Source organism: Bosea sp. BIWAKO-01 (genome assembly GCF_001748145.1).
Lineage (GTDB): Bacteria > Pseudomonadota > Alphaproteobacteria > Rhizobiales > Beijerinckiaceae > Allobosea.
In genome coordinates, this window is the sequence record NZ_BCQA01000001.1 from 5,271,516 (window position 1) to 5,293,983 (window position 22,468).

The following is a 22,468-nucleotide window of genomic DNA, read 5'->3' on the forward strand; positions in this document are numbered from 1 at the left end:
CAGGTGGGGCTGTGGATTAGTCGAATAACCCGGCGCTGCTCTGGCCGGACCTTTACGTATCGAAAAGCGGGTTGGTAGATCGTGGCCGGAAAGGGCTTCGAATGCCGATTCGCGAACATGTAGAAAAGGGCACGCTTCTTACGTGCAACTTTGACGGCTCATTCAAAGAGCCCGAAATGGTTAAGCCTCGGGTCGTTGTGGTTCTAAGCCCGAAGATCGAACATCGTCATCATCTCTGTACGGTCGTGTGTCTGAGCACAACTGCTCCGGAACATGTAATGCCCTACCATTGCCAGATCGACATACGTCCTCGGCTTCCGAGGCCGCTAGAAAGCGACGGCGTCTGGGTGAAGGGTGATATGGTCTATGCTGTGGGTTTTCACAGGCTCGACTTGATCAAGACGGGCAAAGACCACACAGGGAAGCGCATCTATCGGTTTGACGTCTTATCCGACGAGCAACTGAAGTTGGTGAGAAAGTGCGTACTCCGCGGCATGGGGCTCGCGTCCTTGACAAAACACCTCTGAAAACACACATTCCCTTCGTCAGCGGCTCTCTCCGCGAGGAGATCCGCGTCTAAGACCCTACCAAGGGCCGCCGTGCAAATATGGGGCGAAGGCAAGCCTCGCGCGCGGCGCAGTGAAAGCCCGGCGATTTCGCCGGGCTTTTTCACATCAAGGACGTGCCCCGCTACTCGAGCGCGACGAGCATCTGGCCCGGTGGATCGAGTTGGTTGAGGTGCGTGATGCCGATAGCAATATCCTCACAACATGTGAGGATATTAAGCGGAGGCCGGGCAAGCCGAGCGGCGGGATCGAAGCGGCGGCGCGGGAGTTGAGCGTCAACCGGATGGACGACCATCGCGCCGTTAAGGTCGCAAGCCTCGCGCCAGTGGCCCTACGCCTGAACTAGGACCGCCGCTGCCCCAACGATCAGCGCGAAGATCAGCACCCAGACCCAAAAATCGATGGTCCGCCAAGGAATCTGCATGGGCTGTCTCGGCTAGCTGTTGTTGGGCTCGTCGCTTTCAATCCGGGGCGGAACGAACGAAACCGGCCCTTCATATCTTCCCCTCTGGTCTGTCTGGCTTCTGGCCAACCGTTTGGCTTCTCTACGTTCCACATGACGAGCCCGTCGGGCTAGCTCGACTGGGTCCGTAGTCGGCGGGATAATACTGGGGTCATGCGCCCGCTGCGCGACCGGGCTGGCCAGTCGAGCCTCGATCGTGGGCCAGTGCCATCGCACTATCTGCCCGCGGTTGATGGCAGGCGGAGGCACGTAGCCCGCTCGAACCCATGCGTCGAAAGTGTCAGTCGAAATTTCCATGAGAGCGGCAGCGGTCTGTCTGCTGACGAACACGGGGCGGTGGTTCCGCTCAGTCATGGCGTTGGTTTCAGTTTCACGACGCCCTCGCCACGCTCGTCGTTGATGAATTCGATGCCGGCGGCTTCGAAGGTATGACGGATAGCATCAACCGTCCGCTCCTTCAGTTCTTTGCCGCCTTCCAGCCGAGTTACCGTGTCGATCGACACCTTCGCTTTTCCGGCCAGGTCACGAACGCCCCACTCGAGGGCCGCGCGCGCCATTTTGCTCTGAACTGCTTTCATCAGGACGCTGTACCGATTTCGTGTTGACGTCACGATTTTGCATCGCTATCGTTACATAGCACTGAAAACAGGACACAGACAACAAGGAGCAACGCCATGACCGCCCATCCCCTCGAGATGCTTAACAACCTGGCCGAGGCCGCCCGCCATCACACGCAGACCGCACTTGCCGTCGAGCAGCCCATTTTTGATCTCGCCATGCTCTGGGACTTACTCGGCCCGCGCATCGAAGATCTATTCGCCAGCGGCGAGCCCCTGACGCTCAGCGCCGCACAGGTGGAAGCGCTTTACCACCATCTGAGCCGAGTCGGCGGGCTGGTCGCTGAGTTGGTCCAGGCCGAGCGCGTGGGTGCCGCATGAACGAGGCGCCACGCACCCTCACGATCCGAACGGATCTTCTGCTTGCCGCACTCGACGCCCACGAGCCCAGTGCGCTCTTGGACGGGCGCGAGGTTGGACGGCTTTACGTGGTGGCCCGAAAGTTGGTCGAGGCCTCTGGCGGCCGCAGGATTCAAGCGTGCCGAGTGCGAGGCGATCTTCGCGATTGTCCGGGAGATGCGCCGGCCCAACACGAGAATATAGCTGCGTCACGATCGGGCCGCTCACGGGCAGCGCTTGACATTCGACGTCAAACACTCGGCTAAATAGCATTGTTCTTCGGAACGCTCGCGCCCCTCGGGGTAGCCCAGCCCTTAAGTGGGTTTCGCCGCTCCCAAGCGGCCTTTCATCGCAACGAACACGCCCCTCGGGGCGAACGGAACCGTTTGTCCAATTTGGGCAATTTGAAAGCGCGCCATTTGGCGGCGAAAGGGTATGGCTATGACAACGCGCAAGAAGGCAATGACCCAGAAAACGAAAGAGGTCGTGATAGAGGCGATCCTTCGCTCGGCGCTATGTGACCGGGAGTCAATTATTGAAGTTTCGCAAATGCCGATGCAGACTATTTGCGATACGATAGAGCAATGCAGCATTGATCCAAGAACTCTTGCAATTGCATGCTTCAGAGAAATTGGCGGTTACTGTAGCATTCGGCATGCGTTTCTGTGCGAAATTGACAATTCCGTCAGTCAGTCTTTCGGGGATGATTACGGAATGCAATTCCTCGAATGCTTGGCGGGGATGAACTCTCGATATTTGAAACTCCGACAACCCGCTACGAGCTGAGACTCGGATGCTAGGTCGACGACCTGGCGCTCGGCCACCGGCCGCTCTTTCGTGGCCTTAGAGCGCCAGCAAAGGAGATGGACGCCGGGCCTGCTGGGGGGCTGGGGGCAGCTTTGATGCTGACCCGGCGTCCGCCGCCGCATCGCTGTGACGGTCGCGCAAGGTGCGAAGGCGTCGTGTCGGAATTTGGGCAGCGTGCGAGCCGTATTGGCAGCCTTGGCGGTTAGGCTCGGCGTTATGATGACCCCAAAACAGTCATAAAAAACTCAATGATTTCAAAGAGTATGGCGGAAGAGAATGGGAGTCGAACCCACCAGAGACCGTCTGACGGCCCCTCCCGGATTTGAAGTCCGGACGCCCCACCGGGGACGCTTCTCCTCCATTCGACGCATCGCCCGCCAGCGGACCGAACAGGTCGAGCCGCTGGCGGTTGATGCGCCTGAGATCTCCGCGGCGGATGGTGACACCATGGCGATCGAAGAATTCAAGGATCTGGATCGCGACCTTACGGCCGTTATCAAGCCTGTCGCGAAACTGCGCGGCGTTGAACCCGGCCGGGTCGCGCGCCGCGAGGTCTGCCGCGACGCCGACCATTTCAGAGACCGTATCGCGCAGGAAGAAGTGGTCAAGCGCGAGCTCATGGACGTCGCCGCGACGCCCGACAAGGCGGAACAGGCGTCGGATATCCTCCTCGCGGCAACTGAGCATCTGGGCGACGTCTCGTACGCGGGGCGGGCGGAAGCGCTCGCCGCGGCCGATCAACGGCGCGACGCGTGCCCAGAGCGCCTCGTCCTGCGGCGTGAGCCTGACCTCGTGCTCGGGCCGCCTGATCCAGGAACCGATGACGGCGAGTTCACCAGCATGCGCCAGCCGGGTGAGGGCCGCGCGGAAGATGGCAGCAGGCAAGCGCGGCGTCACGGCCAATCGCAGCCTTTCCAGCCCCATTCCCGGCTGGTCGGGGTGGTCGGCGTGATAGGCTTTCAGTATCTCGACCACCGAGCCGGAGAGGTTCTTCCAGTTCTGCGGGAGCATGACCGAAGCACCGATCGGCACGAGGCCGAGCCTGACCGAGAGTGCCTCGGACTGCCCGGGCCCCAGGGCGCGGTCACGCGCGAAGGCCTCCAGCTCGGCATGATAGGGCGGCTCGTCGAGCAGCCTTGCCAGAGCTTCCCCATCGTCGGTCTCGGCAAGGGCGAACAGCTGGGCCTGCCTCTCCGGGCTTCGGCGCCGACGCTCCGGCGCACGCAAGTCGAGGAAGCGGCCGCCGCCGATCGTCCGTGACGCACTGGTGTCGCGCAACACGAAGCGATCAAGCGTGGCCGCCGCGATCGGGCTGTCTAACACGAGCTGTACCAGCGCCGTCGCGCCGGGCGCGATCTCGCCGCCAAGCAAGACGATGCGGGCGCCCACCTCGGTCGCCGCATGGTGCAGCCGCACCGGTTGCCACATCGCCAGCGCCTTCTTTTCGGATGCGACAACGGTGAGCTCGGCGTCGATCCGCGTGGCCGGAGCATGCAGATGCGGAACGACAATCATGTCGCCACGATGGATCGCGGCCTTTGAGATCTCCGACCCGGCGAGGTTGAGAGCACAGCGATCGCCAGCCGTACCTCGCTCAGCGGGGAGGTTCTGCGCGTGGATCGAGCGCACGCGTGCCGGGATGCCCGAAGGGGAGACAATGATGCTGTCGCCGACCGCAACGGCTCCGGAGAGGACCGTACCGGTGACGACTGTGCCGGCGCCGGAGAGTGTGAAACAGCGATCTACGGCCAGGCGGAAGGCGCCATCGCCACGGCGCATATGCGAGGATTGGGCTCGCTCGCTCAACAGCGCGGCAAGCTCGGCGATACCCGACCCGGTCACGGTCGAGACCGGCAGGACCGGTGCGTCATGGAATGGCGTATCGGCAAGCAGCATGCCGATCTCGCTGCGCAGCTCGGCGAGGCGCCCCGTTTCGGCGAGGTCGGATTTGGTGATCGCGACGACGGCTTGGCCGATGCCGAGCAAGCGGGCGATGTCGACATGCTCGCGCGTCTGCGGCATCACCCCGTCATCGGCCGCCACGACGAGCAGCAGCAGATCGATGCCGGAGGCGCCGGCCAGCATCGTGTGTACGAATTTCTCGTGACCAGGCACATCGATGAACCCGACGATCCGGCCATCCCGCTGCGGCCAAAAGGCGAAGCCGAGCGTGATGGTGATGCCGCGCTCCTTCTCCTCTTTGAGACGATCGGTATCGACGCCGGTGAGGCGTTTCACCAGCGAGGTCTTGCCATGATCGATATGGCCCGCCGTGCCGATGATCATGGCGCGGCCTCTTCGGGCGCGACGGCCGCGCGCGCTGCCTTGATGAAAGGCGCGGCGAGCAGGCTGCCGCCGCGCTCGGCGTCCAGCAAAAGGCCGAGAGCGCGGGCAGCATCTTTCGCGACGCCTTGGCCAAGCAGTGTCGCGGCGCCGAGCATGGCCTTAGCGTCGGCGTCGCCGGCTTCGGCGCCGCGCTGCCACCACTGCGCCGCCAGCACCGGATTCCGATCTACTCCGAGCGCCTCGTGATGCATCATGCCGAGCCGGGTCATGCTGGCAGCGATCCCGGCCCCGGCCGCGGCTTCCGCCCAGCGCAGGGCGTCGGGCAGGTCGGCCGCACCGCCGCTCTCCAGCAGCATCCAGGAAAGCATGTCCTGCGCCGGCGCATCACCCTGCTCGGCCGCGAGCCGGTAGAGCCGGGCCGCCTCGGCGTCGCTTTGCGCGACGCCATCGCCCTTGAAATGCAGAGCGGCGAGATTGCGCTGGCCGACCGGATCGCCGCTTTCGGCCGAGAGCGAGAGCCAGCGCAGCGCGAGCGCCGGATCGGGCTCGACGCCCAGTCCCTCGGCGAAGCAGGCGCCGATATTGTTCTGGGCGCGCGCCATGCCGGCATGAGCGAGCGGACCCCAGATGGCCAGAGCCGCACTGTAATCTCTACGCTCGACCGCCGCGGAGGCGGCGGTCATCGCTGCCGCGGTGTCGGCCGGCGGAGACCGGTCGCGACGGAGGAGGCGGTCAAGCAAGGACATCACCGGCCTCGGGCTTCAACAAGCGCAATTGGCCTATGAATGCGCCCTCGTCCTCCAGACAGCGCAGGTCGAAGACCAGCGCGCCTTGAGCGATGCGCCCGATCACGGGCAGGGGCAGGGCGCGAAAGGCGGCGGCAAGTTTGTCCAGTGCGGCGCCGGAGGCCTTGCCGGATGGCTTCATCGTGATGCCGGCACTCGGCAGCGTTTCAAGCGGCAGAGCGCCTGAGCCGATCTGGCTGGAGCAATCGGCGATTTCGACGATCCAGCCGGAGCCCAGGACGTCGGCGACGTGCGGCTGCACGCGCTCGGCCAGGCTGCGCAGTGCGGCTACAGGGCGCGTGAACAGGCGCAGCGTCGGCAGCCTGGCGGCCAGCCGGTCGGGGTTGCGGTAAAGCTTCAACGTTGCTTCGAGCGCGGCAAGGCGCAGCTTGTCGAGGCGCAGGGCGCGCTTGAGCGGGTTCTTCGCGAGCTGGGCCACCAGTTCCTTGCGGCCAGCGATGAAGCCGGCCTGCGGCCCACCGAGCAGCTTGTCGCCCGAGAAGGTGACGAGATCCGCGCCGCCCTTCAGCGCATCCTGCACGGTCTTCTCATGGCGCAGCCCCCAGCGCGCGAGGTCGATCAGCGTGCCGGAGCCGAGATCATCGACGAAGGGGAGGTCATGCTGATGGGCCAGCGCCGCGAGTTCTGCGGGCTCGACGGCTGCAGTGAAGCCCTGCACCATGTAATTCGATGTATGGACCTTCATGATCAGCCCCGTTGCGGAGCCGATTGCCTCGGCATAATCGCGCAGATGGGTCCGGTTCGTCGTGCCGACTTCGCGCAGGATCGCGCCGGCACGCGCCATGATGTCGGGCATCCGGAAGGCGCCACCGATCTCGATCAGCTCGCCGCGCGAGACAATGGCCTCGCGTTCCCGGGCGAAGGTATTGAGCACGAGCAGCACGGCCGAGGCATTGTTGTTGACGAGCAGCGCGTCCTCGGCCCCCGTCAGTTCGCGGACGAGGTCCCGGATATGCGCGTCGCGCTCGCCACGCTTGCCGGCCTCGATGTCGTATTCGAGGTTAGTCGGCGAGCGCATCGCCGCGATGACGGCGTCGATCGCCTCCTCCGCCAGCAGGGCGCGGCCGAGATTGGTGTGCAGCACCGTGCCGGTGAGGTTGATGACCGGTCGTTGCGACGGCCGCTCCCGATCCTCCAGGCAAGCCAGCGCGCGCTCGGCGATCGCCTTGACGGGGGCAGGGTGGGGCGGTTCGGCCTGCCGCATCCGCTCCAGCACCTGACGGACAGCCTGTGTGGTCGCGGGCCGGCCGTGGCGCGCAAGGGCGAGCTCGCAATGCGGGCTGCGCAGCACCTCATCCACCGATGGCGGTCGGAAGCGTTCAGGTCGGTTCATCAGGCTCCCTCCGGGAGACGCATGATCAGTAGCCGAGCAGGAAAGGGTTCACGCCGGCACGGCGCCATCCTGCTTCCGAGACGAGAAGGTCGAGGCCGAGGCTCGCGACATCGTCGGCCACTGGCTCCAACTCCGCATCCTTCCGTTGGTTCAGGATCTTCAGGTAAGTCCGGCACTCGTCGCAGGTCTCCGCCTTGATCGTGTCAGCGATCCCTTCGATGGCCTGATAGGCGATGCCCTTGGTCGAGCCGCAGGAGACGCATTTTACCCGGACATGGTTCCACTGCGTTGCGCAAAGCGAGCACTGGACATAGCGAACACCTTCGATATTCGCCGTGGCCGTGACAGCGCTCGCGACAGGCGGGCCGCCGCAGCACGGGCAGACGCCATCGGCGACGGGCTGGGGCAGGGGGGCGTCGAGCAGTGCAGCGCGCTGGGCCGCAACGACTTGCAGGGCCGCAGCCGCGAAGATGTGTTCGGCGGCAGTCTCTGCAGGCACGGCGTCGTCGAGCACGGCTGCGAACATGGTACCGCGGGCGGCGCTGTCCGCTTCCTTCGCCCGGTTCAACGCGGCGCGCGCAAGCTCCGGCATGATGACGCCTTCGAGCAGAACGAGAAGCCCGGCGAAACATGCAGACGTCGCCTCGTCCAAGGCCAGTTCCGTACGCGGCAGCAGAGGCATCGCGTTTGCCGCGCGGCTCCGTTGTTCGGCGAGGGAGGGCATCGACGGCGGAGCGATCACGCCCGCCAGCTGCTCCTGGGCGGTTGAGAGCGCCGCAAGGAAGGTCAGATAGGGCTGGAGCTGGTGCCCTGGCGCCAGGGCTGCGAAGCGCATGGCGCGCAGCCCGAATATCAAACGTGGTTCTGGAAGCCGGACGAAGGGGGGCTTGTCGCGTTCGGCGATGCCGACATCTTCAAAGGTCGCAAAATCCTGGCTGTCACTCATCAAGCATCAACCTCACGAACCGCACGGGCCACGTCGAGGCGGAGCAGCCGAAGCTGCCCCGCGAAATCCTATTCCGCCGGACCTACGCCATGGCGGCGTGGGGGCACCTGCCGCTCGTCGATGACGCCCTTGCGAGCTTCGCGCCGGAGCCAGAGCCGATGATGCCGGAAAGCCCAGCCACCCGTCACCTTGCCCTCCGTCATCGCGTTGATCGTGCCGCGCACGTAGAAACCCGCATAGATATGGACGATGACGACCAGCAGCATCGCGATTGCCGCGAGCGCGTGCACGATATGGGCGAAGCGCTGCTGTTCGATGGTGAAGCTCGTGCCGAAATACTCGTACCAGATCATCAGACCTGTTCCGAACATGACGAGGATCATCAGCGTCATCAGCCAGAAGACGAGCTTTTGTGCCCCGTTATACTTGCCGATTTCGGGGAGGTTCTCCTCGCGACCGGCCATCGCGTCGCCGATATGGCGCATCCATTCCGTATCGACACGGGTCCAGAAATTGTAGCGGACCATCTGGACGAACAGAATGGCAAAGCTCAGCAGCAGCACCACGCCGATCCACGGATGCAGCATCCGTGTATTCGAGCCCCCGCCGAAAAAGCTCGACAGGAAGAACAGCGACGGGTGAAACAGAGCGGCCCCGCTGAGCGCAAGCAGGATCAGCGAGATCGCAGTCACCCAGTGATTGACGCGCACGCGGCCGGGGTAGCGGTCGACGGTCGTGCGCTCCTCCTCACGCCTCACGGCCACGGGCTGCCTCCTCGTCGATCAGATGCTCGGCCTCGCGATCCTCCGCACGGCTGACCTCGTTGCGTCTTGCGACGGTCGCATGGACGAAGGCGAACATGGCGGCGAAACCCACGACAGCCATGCCGGTATATTTGGTCAGCCCCTTCCAGAGCTCGACGACTTGGCTGATCCTGGGGTTCTGCGGAAGGTTGGCATAGAGCTGCGGCCTGTCGGCATGGTGCAGCACGTACATCACATGCGTGCCGCCGACGCCCGGCGGATCGTAGATGCCGGCATTCTTAAAGCCGCGCGACTTCAGGTCGGTGATCCGGCCTTCGGCATAGTTCAGCATCGCCGCCTTGGTGCCGAAGACGATCGCGCCGGTCGGGCAGGCCTTGGCGCAGGCTGGGGCCTGGCCAACCGAGACCCGGTCGGAACATAGCGTGCACTTATAGGCCTTGTGATCGGTCTGGCTGATGCGCGGGATGTTGAAGGGGCAACCCTTCACGCAATAGCCGCAGCCAATGCAGTTCTCCGAGACGAAGTCGACGATACCGTTATTGTACTGGACGATGGCGCCGGGGGCGGGGCAGGCCTTGAGGCAGCCCGGATCGGCGCAATGCATGCAACCATCCTTGCGGATCAGCCATTCCAGATTGCCGCTCTCCGCATTCTCCCATTCGGTGAAACGCATCAGCGTCCAGGTATTCGGCGTCAGATCGTGCGGGTTGTCATAGACGCCGATGTTGAAGCCGACCTCCTCGCGCAGGTTGTTCCATTCAAGGCATGCCGCCTGGCATGCCTTGCAGCCGATGCATTTCGAGACATCGATAAGCTTCGCGACCTCGAAATCATGCCGAACATCGGGCGGCCTGAAGGTCGTGGCCGAGATGCGGGCGAAGTCCTGACTCTGCAATCCTGCCATCGCCGCCTCCTCAGCTCGTGACCGGCCCGTTGCTCGGCTCGACATTCACCAGGAACGCCTTGAATTCGGGCGTCTCAATGTTGGCGTCGCCGACAAACGGAGTGAGGCTGTTGGGGCCGAAACCCTTCCTTGCCGCACCGGTGAAGCCCCAATGGAGCGGGATGCCGACGATATGGACCGTCTTGCCGTCGCAGATCATCGGCTTGATGCGCTTGGTCACCACGGCTTTCGCATGCACGGAACCACGGTTCGACGAGACCTTCACCCAGCTACCGGGCTGGATGTTCTTCTCCGCGGCCAGTTGTTCGCTGATCTCGACGAAGAACTCCGGCTGCAGCACCGCATTGACCCAGACATGCTTGGTCCAGAAGTGGAAGTGCTCGGTCAGGCGGTAGGATGTCGCCGCATAGGGGAACTTGTCCGAAGTGCCGAGCGCCGCCAGATCGTCCTTGAAGATGCGGGCGGCGGGATTGCCGCGGATCTTGGGCGCCATGACATTGGTGACCGGGCTTTCAAACGGCTCGTAATGGGCCGGGAAGGGGCCGTCTTTCATCATGCCCCGCGAGAACAGCCGCGCGGTGCCCTCGGGGTTCATGATGAAGGGGCCTACATCCCGCGGCTTGGCGGCCGGCGCGATGTCCGGCACGTCGAACCCGGTCCAGTTGCTGCCATTCCACTCGATCAGCTTGCGCTTGGGATCCCACGGCTTTCCGTCGATATCAGCGGAGGCGCGGTTGTAGAGGATGCGCCTGTTGGCCGGCCAGGCGAACGCCCAGTTGGCATAGGCGCCGGTATTGCCGGGGTCGCTCGTATCGCGGCGGGCCATCATGTTGCCCCGTTCGGTCCAGGAGCCCGAGTAGATCCAGCAGCCGCAGGCCGTCGAACCGTCATCGCGCAACTGCCCGAACGTATCGACCAACTTGCCCTTCTCCAGCACGATCTTGCTCGGATCGACCGGGTCGGTGACGGTCGAGACGACGTAGCCGTTCATCTCCTTCGCCAGCTCGTCCGGCATCGGATCGTCCGATATCCGATAGGGCCAGTGCAGGTTGAGGATCGGATCAGGGAAGGCGCCGCCTTCCTTCTGATAGAGAGCCCGCAGGCGCAGATGGAGCTGTGCCATGATCCAGGCGTCGCTCTTGGCTTCGCCGGGAGGTTCGGCTCCCGGCCAGTGCCATTGCAGCCAGCGGCCGGAATTGACGAGCGAGCCCTCGTCCTCTGCGAAGCAGGTCGTCGGCAACTCGAACACTTCGGTCTGGATGGCCTCGGGCTTGACGTCGTTGAAGACGCCCTCGTCCTTCCAGAAACGCGATGTCTCCGTCTGCAACGGGTCCATCACGACCAGGAACTTCAACTTGGAGAGCGAGGCCGTGACCTTGCCCCGGTTGGGGAAGGACAGCAGCGGGTTGAAGCCCTGGCAGAAATAGCCGTTCACCTTCCCCTGGTTCATCAGTTCGAAGGTGCGCAACACGTCGTAGCCCGGCACGTCGAGCTTCGGCAGCCATTGATAGGCGAAATCGTTCTCCGGCGTCGCCGCATTGCCCCACATCGACTTCAGGAAGCTCACCATGAACTTCTTGTAGTTCTGCCAGTAACTCATCTGGTTGGGGCGCAGCGGCTTGAAGCCGCGCGTGCTCATATAGGTCGTGAAATCGACCTCCTTGTCCGTTGGCAGGGTCAAATAGCCGGGGAGCAGGTTCGACATCAGGCCGATATCGGTCAGGCCCTGGATGTTGGAGTGGCCGCGCAGCGCATTCATACCGCCGCCACGCATGCCGATATTGCCGAGCAGCAGCTGCAGCATCGCCATCGAGCGGATGTTCTGCGAGCCCTTGGAGTGCTGGGTCCAGCCGAGCGCATACATCGACGTCATGACCTTGTCGCGCGCCGACGTCTCCGAGATCATCTTGCAGATCGTCAGGAACTTGTCCTTCGGCGTTCCGCAGATGCGTTCAACCATCTCCGGCGTGTAGGCCGCGATGTGGGTCTTCAGGAGCTGGTAGACGCTTCGCGGATGCTGCAGCGTCTCGTCGATCTGGACGTAACCGTCCGGACCGAGCTCGTATTCCCAGCTTGAGCGGTCGTAATCGCGCTTGGCTTCGTCGTAACCGGTGAACAGACCTTCCTGATAGCCGAAGCCTTCCTTCACGAGATACGGCGCGTTGGTGAAGGCGCGCACGTAGTCGTGCTGGATCTTGTCGTTATCGATGCAGTACTTCATCACCCCCAGGAGGAAGGCGATATCAGTGCCCTGCCGGATCGGCGCATAGAAATCGGCGACGGACGCCGAGCGCGTGAAACGCGGATCGACGACGATCAGCTTCGCGCCCCGCTGGGCTTTCGCTTCAGTGACCCATTTGAAGCCGCAAGGATGCGCCTCGGCGGCGTTGCCGCCCATGATGACGACGAGATCGGTGTTCTTGATATCCGTCCAGGAGTTCGTCATCGCACCGCGACCGAATGTTGGGGCCAGACTGGCCACCGTCGGTCCGTGTCAAACGCGCGCCTGGTTGTCGAAGGCCAACATCCCGGTGCTTCGCACCACCTTGTAGGTCATGAAGGCGGTTTCGTTGGTCGTCGCCGAGGCCGCCAGGAACCCGGTGGACAGCCAGCGATTGACCGTCACACCATCCTGGTTGGTGGCGATGAAATTCTTGTCGCGGTCGTCTTTCATCAGCCGCGCGATGCGGTCGAGCGCGTCCGCCCAGCTGATGCGCTTGAAGTCACGTTGGCCGGGGCCGCGATATTGCGGGAATTTCGTGCGCGTCTCGGCATGGACGAAATCGAGCAGTGCCGAGCCCTTGGGGCAGAGGGTACCGCGATTCGTTGGATGATCCGGATCGCCCTCGATATGGATGATCGCCGAATGGGCGTTTTTCGATTTGTCGCCCAGGCCGTACATGATGACGCCGCAGGCGACAGAGCAATAGGGACAGGTATTTCGCGTCTCGGTGGTTTGCGCCAGCTTGAAGGGGCGCACGGCCTGAGCCAGCGCCTGCTCCGACTCTCCGAACCCTAGCGCAGCTATGGCTGTTCCAGCCAGTCCCGTTCCTGCGCCGCTCAAAAACTGGCGGCGCGATAGCTCTTGAAGCATCCGGACCTCCCAGATGGCGACATATTCGCCCTTATTCTCTTTGGAATAGTGAAACTCTGGATCGGCCGCGTCAAGATGACTTTACGGAAATGGGCGACCTGATGCGCGCGCGCTCACAGTGGCACTTGGCGTTATTTCAGCGTATATCCATCGATGATTTGGTATGGCGATTAACCACCGGGCATTATGCCAATCTAACGACACCTCTGATCTGCGACTGTATTGATCTGATAAAAAATAACGTTACGTATGGCTGCGAACGATTGCGGAAAATCTCAATCGAGTAGTGCGCCGGGAGCGTAATTCTGCTCAAGAATTGGTCATTCTGCCCGATTATCGTCGGTTTTCTATAAATACCTGCCGGGCCTCCGGGCGGGCAGGGGAGCGCCTGCGTCAATCTGCCGGTCTTCGGGAATCACGCCCGCCCGCTTGGCGCCGATCATTGAACGGCCCCCCTATGAGAGGCGAGATGCCGGAGATCGCGCCGTGGCGAGGCGATTTCTACGCGTGGAAGCATGGTCATGGCGCTTGGCGCTTCGTTGCGGCGCTCCAGCCCGCGCGAGCCTTGCCATCGCCCTGGGATATTGTGGCGCGCTCGGGCTACCCGCAAGGCGCCCTGCCTTCAGCTTGGAGATAGGGCTTCAATTCATCCGGGGCGGCACTGAACAGGCCGGCGAAGTCCTTCTGGGTGACGAACCCGGCTCGCGACAAGATGCGGATCTGTTCGGCAAGCGCCTGCGGAACGAAGGCCGAATGCTGATAGCCCGAGGTCACGTCAGCGCCGCGCCCCCTGTTTGCGCCGTCGACGGCAACGATCATTTGACCCATGTTGCTTTCACGGATGCTCTTTACGAATGATATATGTTCCCGCCGAGCGCGAACGAATTCGCTTAGCCGTGCGACCAAACGCTTGCGATATCGGTCATCGCAGAAGCGGTTCGTGTAGATCCGCATCGAGCAGGCGAGAAATTCCGCTCCCTTCTCGGGCACCAGGAATGTCTGGCCGCGCTTCTCCGCATAGTCTGCCGCGTCTCTGCTCGTAGGCTTCATGCACCGCTCATGCAGTTCGCTGTCGATCGCATCGAACCCTTCGGGAGTTTGCTGCATCGCAAGCGTCATCATCCATGACTGCCCGACGATGAACGGAATCGCTCCCTGCTTGTTATAGGACCGTGCAACCGGAGCCGGCTCGGAACCAATGCTCGCAACAACGGCCGGAGCTGTCGGGGGCAGGGGGCCGGAGCTTCGCCCCAGAAAGAAGTAGGCGCCAGAAAAGCTTGCGAGAACGGCGACGACACCGATTGCAATGTCCGCCACGCCTATGCCTGATCCGCCGCTGCCACCCGGGGCTCCGCGGGAGCTTGCCTGCGTGTCCGCGCTGTAGCGTTGCGGCTCTGTGGTCGGAGGCTTCCTCTTACCGAACGACATGGTCTCGATCTCGCTGCGTTCGCGCTGTCATTTCGGTGTCCTATCGTGGGCAGATGCCGGCTGCGCCGTACCCGTCCGGATCGACGCGTGTGTCTGCCCTGACGTTTCGTGGGCCGATCTCGATCCGACGCGTGTTCGTGGTCGACCAGATGCGCAAATTCTCCCTGGAGATCCCGAAATAGCGCTGCCATCTGTCCAACGCCTTGCAGACCAGTCGCTGCCTGGCCTTGTCCGTTTGGAAGCGGGCATAGTCTCCCGGGCTTGCCACATCCCCGGCCCCGAAGGCGCCGACGCGAAACCCTGCGAGCAGTCCATCCCTGGCTCCGGCGAGATCAAACGCAAACGGTCCTTCGACGCCAATCTTCGCCCGCTGGCTCGGGAGTGCCCCGCTGATCTGCCACAGAGCTGGCCTGTCGGCGATGAGGACGACGGCAGACGCGCCAATGTTGGATAGATCCAGGGCAATGGCCTGCGGGTCCGATCGGCCCGGGTGTCTGGCCTGCGCCTCAGAGGTCAGCGCGGTCGTCTCGGCCGCGCTGACGGCGAGGAAGACGACATGCACCATGTCGGTATTCCTGGCCTCGGCAGATTGCGCCGTCATGCCCTCGAGGCGCTGGAAGAGCCGTTTCATCGCTTCGGCGTCGTCGCCGGAGACGACGCCGCTCGCCCGCTGCGCGGATTCGATCTTTGTCAGCAGTGGATCGAATGACGGCGTCGAGCGCCAGAGATGAAAATTCACGGATACGAAGATGCTCGCCGCCGTCACGATCGGCAGTACCAGGACAAGAATGAGCAGGGCATTGGCGACGCGCCCAGCCCGCGTCGCAACCGCGCGGCCTGTCTCCGGCACATCGGTGCCTTGTTGCTGCTTCCTTCCGAACGACATCGTTCGCCGCCTCAGCCGTCCAATCGAGCGGCAGGATATTGCCTCGCGGGTCCTTACGTAGGGTTAAGCGGTACACGATAGAATAGGAAATCGACCGGCGAACTGCGGAGGAGGGGGCGCAGCGTAACCTCAGGATACAGCCTGGTGCGGTCCTCACTCCGCCGCAGCGGCCTGTTCCACCGGCTTGTCCTCGAGCGCAGCCGTCATCGCGTCATCGACCTTTTCCAGCCAGATGAATTCGAGCCTCTTGCGGGCGTCGTCCGGGATATCCTCGAAATCCCGGCGGTTGCGGGCTGGCAGCATAACGCGGGTGAGCCCGGCGGCTGCAGCCGCGACGACCTTCTCCTTGATGCCGCCAACCGGCAGAACCAGCCCGCGCAGGCTGATCTCCCCCGTCATGGCGGTATCGCTTCGCACAGTCCGACGGGTCAGGAGCGAAACCAGCGCGGTGAACATGGCGACGCCTGCGCTCGGTCCATCCTTGGGCGTGGCGCCGGCGGGGACGTGAATATGGATATCGCTATCCGCGAACACCCCAGGGTCGATGCCCAGTGATGAAGCACGGTTCTTGACCACACTGAGGGCGGCCTGCGCGCTTTCGCGCATCACGTCGCCGAGTTGGCCGGTCAGGATCAGGTTGCCCCTGCCGGGAATGCGGGTCGCTTCAATGAAGAGGATGTCGCCTCCGACCGGCGTCCAGGCCAGCCCGGTGGCAACCCCGGGCACGCTTGTGCGCATGGCGACCTCATTCTCGAAACGGGGCGGACCGAGGATCGTCGCCAGATCGTCGGCCCCGATACGGATATGCGTGGCACTGCCTTCGGCAACCTGTACTGCCGCGTGGCGCAGCGCGCGGCCGATCTCGCGTTCGAGGCCGCGCACTCCGGCTTCGCGGGTGTAGTCATGGATGATCCGCCGCAGCGACACGTCGTCGATCTCGACCTGCTCAGGCGCGAGACCGTTGGCCTCGAACTGCCGCCGCAGAAGATAACGCCGTGCGATCTGAAGCTTCTCGCTTTCGGTGTATCCGGAGAGGCTGATGATCTCCATGCGATCGAGCAGCGGCCCGGGGATTGTGTCGAGCATGTTGGCGGTGGTGAGGAACACGACGCGGGAGAGATCGAACGGGACGCCGAGATAGTTATCACGGAAGGTCGCGTTCTGCTCCGGGTCCAGCACTTCCAGCATGGCGGCGGAGGGATCGCCCTGGATACCCCGGCCCATCTTGTCGATCTCGTCGAGCATCATCACGCAATTGCGCGCCTTGGCCTTGCGGATCGCCTGGATGATGTTGCCGGGCAGGGCGCCGATATAGGTTCGGCGATGGCCCCTGATCTCGGCCTCGTCATGGACGCCGCCCAGGCTCACGCGCGAAAAGGGACGCCCCATGGCCCGTGCGATCGACTGACCGAGCGAGGTCTTGCCGACACCGGGCGGGCCGACGAAACACAGGATCGGCGCTTTGCCTCCCGGCGCGAGCTTCCGCACGGCGAGGTATTCGATGATGCGACGCTTGATCTTGTCGAGCCCGAAATGATCCTCGTCGAGAATCTGGCGGGCGGCAGCGAGATCGATCGGTTTCTCCTCGGGGAGGGCCCAGGGCAGCTCGATCAGCCAGTCGAGATAGGTGCGAACCATGCCCGACTCGGCCGCGGCCTCCGGCATGCGCTCGTAGCGGCGCAATTCCTTGCGCGCGACCTCTTCCGCTTCCGGCGTCATCCCGGCCCTGGCGATCGCTTCGGTGAGTTCGGCGACCTCCGGCCCTCTGCCGTCCGTCTCACCCAGCTGGCGCTGGATCGCTACCATCTGCTCGCGCAGGATCGCTTCGCGTTGGCGCGCATCGAGCGATTCCTTGGTCTGGCGGCCGATTTCCTGGGTCAGCCGCAAAACCTCGATCCGCCGGGCCAGGAAGTGCGAGATCCTGTCCATGCGCTTGGTGATGTCGATGGTCTCAAGGAGCTCCTGCTTCTCGTCGACGGTGATATCCAGATAGGCGGCGACGAGATCGGCCAGGGCCGTGGACGAAGCGGCCGATTGAACGGCCGCAAGCAGTTCCTGCGGCACCTGCGGCAGGAGCTGCAGCGCCTCGAGCGCCTGTTGACGCAGATGGAGTGTATGAGCCTCGATCTCCGGCGTCAGGAGATCGGGCTGCTCGATCCGCAACACGCGCGCCGCGAAGAAGGGGGTCTCGACGACGAACTCGACCAGGCTGAAGCGTTGTTCCCCTTGCAGGACCAGGTGATGGCTGCCGTCCGGCGTGTTGATATAGCGAAGGATATTGGCGACCGTCCCCACCCGGTGCAGGTCGGCAGGCGCCGGATTCTCGATCTCGGAGTCGCGCTGCATCAGAATGCCGACCGGTCGCTCTTCGCGAAGCGCCTGCTGGGCGGCAAGGACCGAGCGTTCTCGTCCGATCGTGATCGGGAATACCGTGCCCGGGAACAGAACCATATCGCGGACAGGGACGATGATCAGGGCGTCGGAAGGCACGGTCGAAGGCGCCGTGGGATGAGCGGCCGATGCCGCCGGCTGCTCGGTTTCCCGCTCTCGATCCTCGCTCGGCATGAATCCCTCCCAGGTGCCTGTTCGCGAACGGCTCTCGATCTCAAATCGATTTCTGCAGGCTGAGCACCAGGCAGCCATTGGCGTCGCTGCGGGTCACCGCCGCGTAGCGTCCTGGGGGCAGGCGGACGCGGCGCTCGAAATGGCCTTGGGGAATCTCAAGCCGATGGATGGTCGCGGTGCGGAGCTCCGAAGGCAGGGTGCGGCGCCCCGCAACAATGAGTTCGCCGTCCTCGATGGCGATTTCGACCTGATCGGTGCACACCCCCGGCAAGGCGACCAGGATCAGGACCTCCGTCTCGAGCTCGAGCACGTCGACCGGTGGGACCCAGGACACCTGTTGGGCCGCCTGGCGTGGCTGGAAGAACTGTCGGTGCAGATGCTCGGCCCGCGTCAGCATCGCGATCGCTTCCGACCACATCCAACTCTGATGATCGTCACGCCTCATGTCCGCAGCTCCACTTAAGGTGCTTCCAGCATTCGAGAGCCTAGCCACGCATCATGGCCAGATTGGGCATGAGCTTGCGTCCTGAACGACAGATAGGGCGCGGCAGAACAGGGCGCCACGGTGTAACGGAACATAGCGCGCAGGTTGAACCTGGCGGCCTCAGGAGCGATCCTCGCTGCAAGAATCGATCGGCCACTCGTATGAAGTCGAATGAGCGTTCGCCCAAGCTCACTCAGCACAACCGAGCGGCCCATCACTAAAGGAAAAAGAAAACAAGATCAGCTCTTTACGGGCGTTTTCTTGCCGCTGACTTTCAAGTCGTGAATGGCTGCAATTCGCGCAGTCACGGCATCGCAGTCCTGCCTTCGAACCCACGACAAACCGCAGCCCGCGCGCAATGAGTTGGTCCGCATGTCGAAGTTCCAGGTGTTTCTCGAGGAGCTGAAAACCTGGAAAATCCCTCCGAGGTGCGGCCTTCGCTGAAGCAGCTCGCAATGATGGTTCAGGGAGGCCGATCGGGCTTTCGGCTTCCAGAGCATTTGTGCGCATGAGGCGGATGGTGGCCGGATCCGTCAATCGTTCCTGCACCACAGTGGTGCTGTCAGGACCGGCCGGGCCACGAGTACATCTCTCGGCAGCAGCATCTCGCGGCAGCGCACCCCGCTTGCAGCGGCCAATTGTCCATCCATGCCAGCAGCAGGGAAGTCTACACCGCGATGTGACGTCTCAAGCGTTGCCGCCGTCCGGCATGAGTTCCGTCAGTCTCGCATCCGAATGAGGGCCCAATCGGTGTCCCGATGGGCGCTACGTTTTTGTTGCAACACCTTTGAAATGTCTCAGGTTTTGGCAATTTAGAAATGTCACAGCCGCGCTCTCGACGGAGCCTCTGTTGGGGCTGCGGAGACCTCACATATCGCAGCAGCCCCAACAGAGGCGTGGGGAAGGGCGCCTTTGGCGGCGATGTGCAGATCGACGAAAGAAGGGCGACCTCGCCTTCGTCCCTTGGGACGAGCCACATAGCCACCGGCTTCGCTAGTGGTCTTCACCGGTGCCGGCCTGATCTCATCCTGGCGGGCCTTCACCCAGGCCAGAACTTCCGACAAGCGCTTGTTCTCGACGATCGCGGCATGGGTCACACGCTGCTTCTTGTCGAAGGTCCGGTAGGCCAGGCAAACGCCCTTCCAGCGGATCTCGAGCCGGCCATCGGGAAACTCGTAGGTCTCAACATATTTGCCCACCAGGCCAGCGGTCACAGGCGTCTCGTCCAGAATGACGCGCTTGCCGTCATAAGAGAGGGCCAACTGCTGCGTGACATAGCGCTGTTCGCGCCACGCCAGGATCGTGTCGAGCCGATCCGACGTGCTCTCGAGAGGACGATGCAGGTCCTCCGGACGGGAAGGCGGCGTCGCGAAGCGCGCATTGAAACGCTCGACAAAGCCCGGAAGGTACGTGTTCGCCGCCTCGATCGACGAGATCCCGGCCAGCCGCAGCTCCTTCACCAGCCGGTCCTGCAAGGTGCGGTTCACCCGCTCAACCCGGCCCTTGGCCTGGCTCGAATGAGCGCACAGGATCTCAATGCTCAGCTCGGACAGCGCCCGCCCGAACTGCGTCATGCCTTGGCCTCCGAGAGCCTGGGGCTTCGACACCCGGAAGATCGAGTGCTTGTCGGAATAGAAGGCAAGGGGCCGACCATGGCTCGTCAGATAGCCCTTCAGCGTCTCAAAATACGCAAAGGCGCTCTCCGACGCCACAAAACGAAGCGCCACCAGGCGGCTCGTCGCGTCGTCGATAAACACGATCAGCGTGCAGCGCCCGCCGCGATCCTCGAACCAGGCGTGTTCGCTGCCATCAATCTGAACCAGTTCGCCAAAATGATCGCGGCGGATGCGCGGCTGGTGAAACCGGCGTCGCTGCGTGCGCGACAGCCAGAGCCCGTCCTCGCTCATCCATTTGCGTAGCGTCTCCCGGGAGACGCTCAGTCCATGCCGCTCCAGCAGCATCTGGCTCGCAAAGGTCGGCCCGAAATCCCGGTAGTGCTCCGCCACATATGCCAGGGCCAGATTGCGCACATGCGGCCCCAGCAAACGGTTCGACGGACGTCCGCGCGCGCGATGGCGCAGGCCCGCCGCGCCGCCATCTGCAAACAGAAGCGCAAGACGATGCGCCTGGCGCCGAGACACGCCCATCAAACCGGCCGCCGCCGTCATCGTCAGCCGGCCAGACAAAACCGACCCCAGCACTTCAGCACGCCGAAGCTCTCGTTCGCTCATCTCCACCCAGCCCATGCCACCCCCCCCAAACCCATCAGCCCGGGGAGTGTGACATTCCTAGTTTGCCACGGTGGGACATTTTAGCTTTGCGCCTACATACGTTTGTTGCAACACCTTTGAAATGTCTCAGGTTTTGGCAATTTAGAAATGTCACAGCCGCGCTCTCGACGGAGCCTCTGTTGGGGCTGCGGAGACCTCACATATCGCAGCAGCCCCAACAGAGGCGTGGGGAAGGGCGCCTTTGGCGGCGATGTGCAGATCGACGAAAGAAGGGCGACCTCGCCTTCGTCCCTTGGGACGAGCCACATAGCCACCGGCTTCGCTAGTGGTCTTCACCGGTGCCGGCCTGATCTCATCCTGGCGGGCCTTCACCCAGGCCAGAACTTCCGACAAGCGCTTGTTCTCGACGATCGCGGCATGGGTCACACGCTGCTTCTTGTCGAAGGTCCGGTAGGCCAGGCAAACGCCCTTCCAGCGGATCTCGAGCCGGCCATCGGGAAACTCGTAGGTCTCAACATATTTGCCCACCAGGCCAGCGGTCACAGGCGTCTCGTCCAGAATGACGCGCTTGCCGTCATAAGAGAGGGCCAACTGCTGCGTGACATAGCGCTGTTCGCGCCACGCCAGGATCGTGTCGAGCCGATCCGACGTGCTCTCGAGAGGACGATGCAGGTCCTCCGGACGGGAAGGCGGCGTCGCGAAGCGCGCATTGAAACGCTCGACAAAGCCCGGAAGGTACGTGTTCGCCGCCTCGATCGACGAGATCCCGGCCAGCCGCAGCTCCTTCACCAGCCGGTCCTGCAAGGTGCGGTTCACCCGCTCAACCCGGCCCTTGGCCTGGCTCGAATGAGCGCACAGGATCTCAATGCTCAGCTCGGACAGCGCCCGCCCGAACTGCGTCATGCCTTGGCCTCCGAGAGCCTGGGGCTTCGACACCCGGAAGATCGAGTGCTTGTCGGAATAGAAGGCAAGGGGCCGACCATGGCTCGTCAGATAGCCCTTCAGCGTCTCAAAATACGCAAAGGCGCTCTCCGACGCCACAAAACGAAGCGCCACCAGGCGGCTCGTCGCGTCGTCGATAAACACGATCAGCGTGCAGCGCCCGCCGCGATCCTCGAACCAGGCGTGTTCGCTGCCATCAATCTGAACCAGTTCGCCAAAATGATCGCGGCGGATGCGCGGCTGGTGAAACCGGCGTCGCTGCGTGCGCGACAGCCAGAGCCCGTCCTCGCTCATCCATTTGCGTAGCGTCTCCCGGGAGACGCTCAGTCCATGCCGCTCCAGCAGCATCTGGCTCGCAAAGGTCGGCCCGAAATCCCGGTAGTGCTCCGCCACATATGCCAGGGCCAGATTGCGCACATGCGGCCCCAGCAAACGGTTCGACGGACGTCCGCGCGCGCGATGGCGCAGGCCCGCCGCGCCGCCATCTGCAAACAGAAGCGCAAGACGATGCGCCTGGCGCCGAGACACGCCCATCAAACCGGCCGCCGCCGTCATCGTCAGCCGGCCAGACAAAACCGACCCCAGCACTTCAGCACGCCGAAGCTCTCGTTCGCTCATCTCCACCCAGCCCATGCCACCCCCCCCCAAACCCATCAGCCCGGGAGTGTGACATTCCTAGTTTGCCACGGTGGGACATTTTAGCTTTGCGCCTACATACGTTGATTCGCATAAGACATATTATGGAACCAATACCTATGATCCTGGACCCCCTGATCCAGGCCGGTCCTTGCTTGCCGAATAGCCCTCCGATCGGGAAATCACGCGATCGATGAATCAAATAGGCCATTCACGACAGCCTCTTATGGCAATGTGCCAAAGTAGATTGGCGGCCTCTCCGCTTGCCACTGTTCCAGCCGTTCCGGGCACGGGCTCATCGTCTTGGAGCCGGTTCGATCGATGCGGGACCGCGCCTCAAATGCATGGCCGGGCTATCGGTCGCCAGGAAT

At 63.2% G+C, this 22,468-nt stretch carries 15 protein-coding genes, 1 tRNA gene and 1 pseudogene; 2 read left to right on the top strand and 15 right to left on the bottom strand.

The window, feature by feature from the left end:
* Positions 1-101: 101 nt before the first annotated feature.
* Entirely contained in the window at positions 102-527 is a 426-nt protein-coding gene (locus BIWAKO_RS24685; protein ID WP_069880907.1) for a type II toxin-antitoxin system PemK/MazF family toxin, read from the top strand.
* Positions 528-1,379: 852 nt separating this feature from the next.
* Here BIWAKO_RS24685 and BIWAKO_RS24690 read toward each other — a convergent pair.
* Entirely contained in the window at positions 1,380-1,607 is a 228-nt protein-coding gene (locus BIWAKO_RS24690; protein ID WP_244523539.1) for a transcriptional regulator, read from the bottom strand.
* Positions 1,608-1,703: 96 nt separating this feature from the next.
* On the opposite strand from BIWAKO_RS24690, the gene BIWAKO_RS24695 reads away from it, so the two are divergent.
* Positions 1,704-1,967, top strand: a complete 264-nt coding sequence (locus tag BIWAKO_RS24695; protein ID WP_141740217.1) for a hypothetical protein — start codon at positions 1,704-1,706, stop codon at positions 1,965-1,967.
* A 1,089-nt stretch (positions 1,968-3,056) separates the two neighbouring features.
* On the opposite strand, the gene BIWAKO_RS36110 is transcribed toward BIWAKO_RS24695, so the two are convergent.
* From BIWAKO_RS36110 to BIWAKO_RS24770, 14 genes and pseudogenes are all read right to left on the bottom strand, one after another.
* Positions 3,057-3,152: transfer RNA gene (locus tag BIWAKO_RS36110), tRNA-Sec, on the bottom strand.
* 111 nt (positions 3,153-3,263) lie between these two features.
* A pseudogene (gene selB / locus BIWAKO_RS24705) lies at positions 3,264-5,078 on the bottom strand (selenocysteine-specific translation elongation factor); the annotation flags it as partial.
* A complete protein-coding gene (locus BIWAKO_RS24710; RefSeq protein WP_069880912.1) occupies positions 5,075-5,824 on the bottom strand; it encodes a tetratricopeptide repeat protein in 750 nt (249 codons plus the stop codon). The gene BIWAKO_RS24710 and the pseudogene selB, both read right to left, overlap by 4 nt.
* Positions 5,811-7,217, bottom strand: a complete 1,407-nt coding sequence (selA, locus tag BIWAKO_RS24715) for an L-seryl-tRNA(Sec) selenium transferase (RefSeq protein WP_069880913.1) — start codon at positions 7,215-7,217, stop codon at positions 5,811-5,813. Before selA ends, BIWAKO_RS24710 begins: the two co-directional genes overlap by 14 nt.
* 25 nt (positions 7,218-7,242) lie before the next feature.
* The gene (fdhE, locus tag BIWAKO_RS24720; protein WP_069880914.1) at positions 7,243-8,163 is read right to left on the bottom strand and encodes a formate dehydrogenase accessory protein FdhE; all 921 of its coding nucleotides are present in this window, start codon (positions 8,161-8,163) and stop codon (positions 7,243-7,245) included.
* 68 nt (positions 8,164-8,231) lie between these two features.
* Positions 8,232-8,927, bottom strand: a complete 696-nt coding sequence (locus BIWAKO_RS24725) for a formate dehydrogenase subunit gamma (protein ID WP_069880915.1) — start codon at positions 8,925-8,927, stop codon at positions 8,232-8,234.
* Positions 8,911-9,831 (bottom strand): formate dehydrogenase subunit beta, encoded by a 921-nt coding sequence (fdxH, locus tag BIWAKO_RS24730; protein WP_069880916.1) that lies wholly within the window; start codon positions 9,829-9,831, stop codon positions 8,911-8,913. Before fdxH ends, BIWAKO_RS24725 begins: the two co-directional genes overlap by 17 nt.
* 10 nt (positions 9,832-9,841) lie before the next feature.
* A complete protein-coding gene (fdnG, locus tag BIWAKO_RS24735; RefSeq protein ID WP_084651779.1) occupies positions 9,842-12,925 on the bottom strand; it encodes a formate dehydrogenase-N subunit alpha in 3,084 nt (1,027 codons plus the stop codon).
* 600 nt (positions 12,926-13,525) lie between these two features.
* Complete coding sequence (locus BIWAKO_RS24745; RefSeq protein ID WP_141740218.1) at positions 13,526-14,047, bottom strand: hypothetical protein; 522 nt, start codon at positions 14,045-14,047, stop codon at positions 13,526-13,528.
* A 346-nt stretch (positions 14,048-14,393) separates the two neighbouring features.
* The gene (locus tag BIWAKO_RS24750) at positions 14,394-15,239 is read right to left on the bottom strand and encodes a hypothetical protein (protein WP_069880920.1); all 846 of its coding nucleotides are present in this window, start codon (positions 15,237-15,239) and stop codon (positions 14,394-14,396) included.
* 153 nt (positions 15,240-15,392) lie between these two features.
* Positions 15,393-17,804, bottom strand: coding sequence for an endopeptidase La (lon, locus tag BIWAKO_RS24755; RefSeq protein ID WP_084651781.1), 2,412 nt, complete (start codon positions 17,802-17,804; stop codon positions 15,393-15,395).
* A gap of 40 nt (positions 17,805-17,844) precedes the next feature.
* Positions 17,845-18,249, bottom strand: coding sequence for an Hsp20/alpha crystallin family protein (locus BIWAKO_RS24760; RefSeq protein WP_069880921.1), 405 nt, complete (start codon positions 18,247-18,249; stop codon positions 17,845-17,847).
* Positions 18,250-19,109: 860 nt separating this feature from the next.
* Positions 19,110-20,534 (bottom strand): ISNCY family transposase, encoded by a 1,425-nt coding sequence (locus tag BIWAKO_RS24765; RefSeq protein ID WP_069880922.1) that lies wholly within the window; start codon positions 20,532-20,534, stop codon positions 19,110-19,112.
* A gap of 135 nt (positions 20,535-20,669) precedes the next feature.
* Positions 20,670-22,094 (bottom strand): ISNCY family transposase, encoded by a 1,425-nt coding sequence (locus tag BIWAKO_RS24770; RefSeq protein WP_069880922.1) that lies wholly within the window; start codon positions 22,092-22,094, stop codon positions 20,670-20,672.
* Positions 22,095-22,468 lie beyond the last annotated feature (374 nt).

What these genes read in the sequence shown, in the direction of transcription:
- BIWAKO_RS24760 (WP_069880921.1), bottom strand. Translation starts at nt 18,249, where the DNA reads ATGAGGCGTGACGATCATCAGAGTTGGATGTGGTCGGAAGCGATCGCG.
- BIWAKO_RS24765 (WP_069880922.1), bottom strand. Translation starts at nt 20,534, where the DNA reads ATGGGCTGGGTGGAGATGAGCGAACGAGAGCTTCGGCGTGCTGAAGTG.
- BIWAKO_RS24690 (WP_244523539.1), bottom strand. Translation starts at nt 1,607, where the DNA reads ATGAAAGCAGTTCAGAGCAAAATGGCGCGCGCGGCCCTCGAGTGGGGC.
- BIWAKO_RS24745 (WP_141740218.1), bottom strand. Translation starts at nt 14,047, where the DNA reads ATGATGACGCTTGCGATGCAGCAAACTCCCGAAGGGTTCGATGCGATC.
- fdxH (WP_069880916.1), bottom strand. Translation starts at nt 9,831, where the DNA reads ATGGCAGGATTGCAGAGTCAGGACTTCGCCCGCATCTCGGCCACGACC.
- BIWAKO_RS24770 (WP_069880922.1), bottom strand. Translation starts at nt 22,094, where the DNA reads ATGGGCTGGGTGGAGATGAGCGAACGAGAGCTTCGGCGTGCTGAAGTG.
- fdhE (WP_069880914.1), bottom strand. Translation starts at nt 8,163, where the DNA reads ATGAGTGACAGCCAGGATTTTGCGACCTTTGAAGATGTCGGCATCGCC.
- selA (WP_069880913.1), bottom strand. Translation starts at nt 7,217, where the DNA reads ATGAACCGACCTGAACGCTTCCGACCGCCATCGGTGGATGAGGTGCTG.
- BIWAKO_RS24695 (WP_141740217.1), top strand. Translation starts at nt 1,704, where the DNA reads ATGACCGCCCATCCCCTCGAGATGCTTAACAACCTGGCCGAGGCCGCC.
- BIWAKO_RS24750 (WP_069880920.1), bottom strand. Translation starts at nt 15,239, where the DNA reads ATGTCGTTCGGAAGGAAGCAGCAACAAGGCACCGATGTGCCGGAGACA.
- BIWAKO_RS24710 (WP_069880912.1), bottom strand. Translation starts at nt 5,824, where the DNA reads ATGTCCTTGCTTGACCGCCTCCTCCGTCGCGACCGGTCTCCGCCGGCC.
- BIWAKO_RS24685 (WP_069880907.1), top strand. Translation starts at nt 102, where the DNA reads ATGCCGATTCGCGAACATGTAGAAAAGGGCACGCTTCTTACGTGCAAC.
- lon (WP_084651781.1), bottom strand. Translation starts at nt 17,804, where the DNA reads ATGCCGAGCGAGGATCGAGAGCGGGAAACCGAGCAGCCGGCGGCATCG.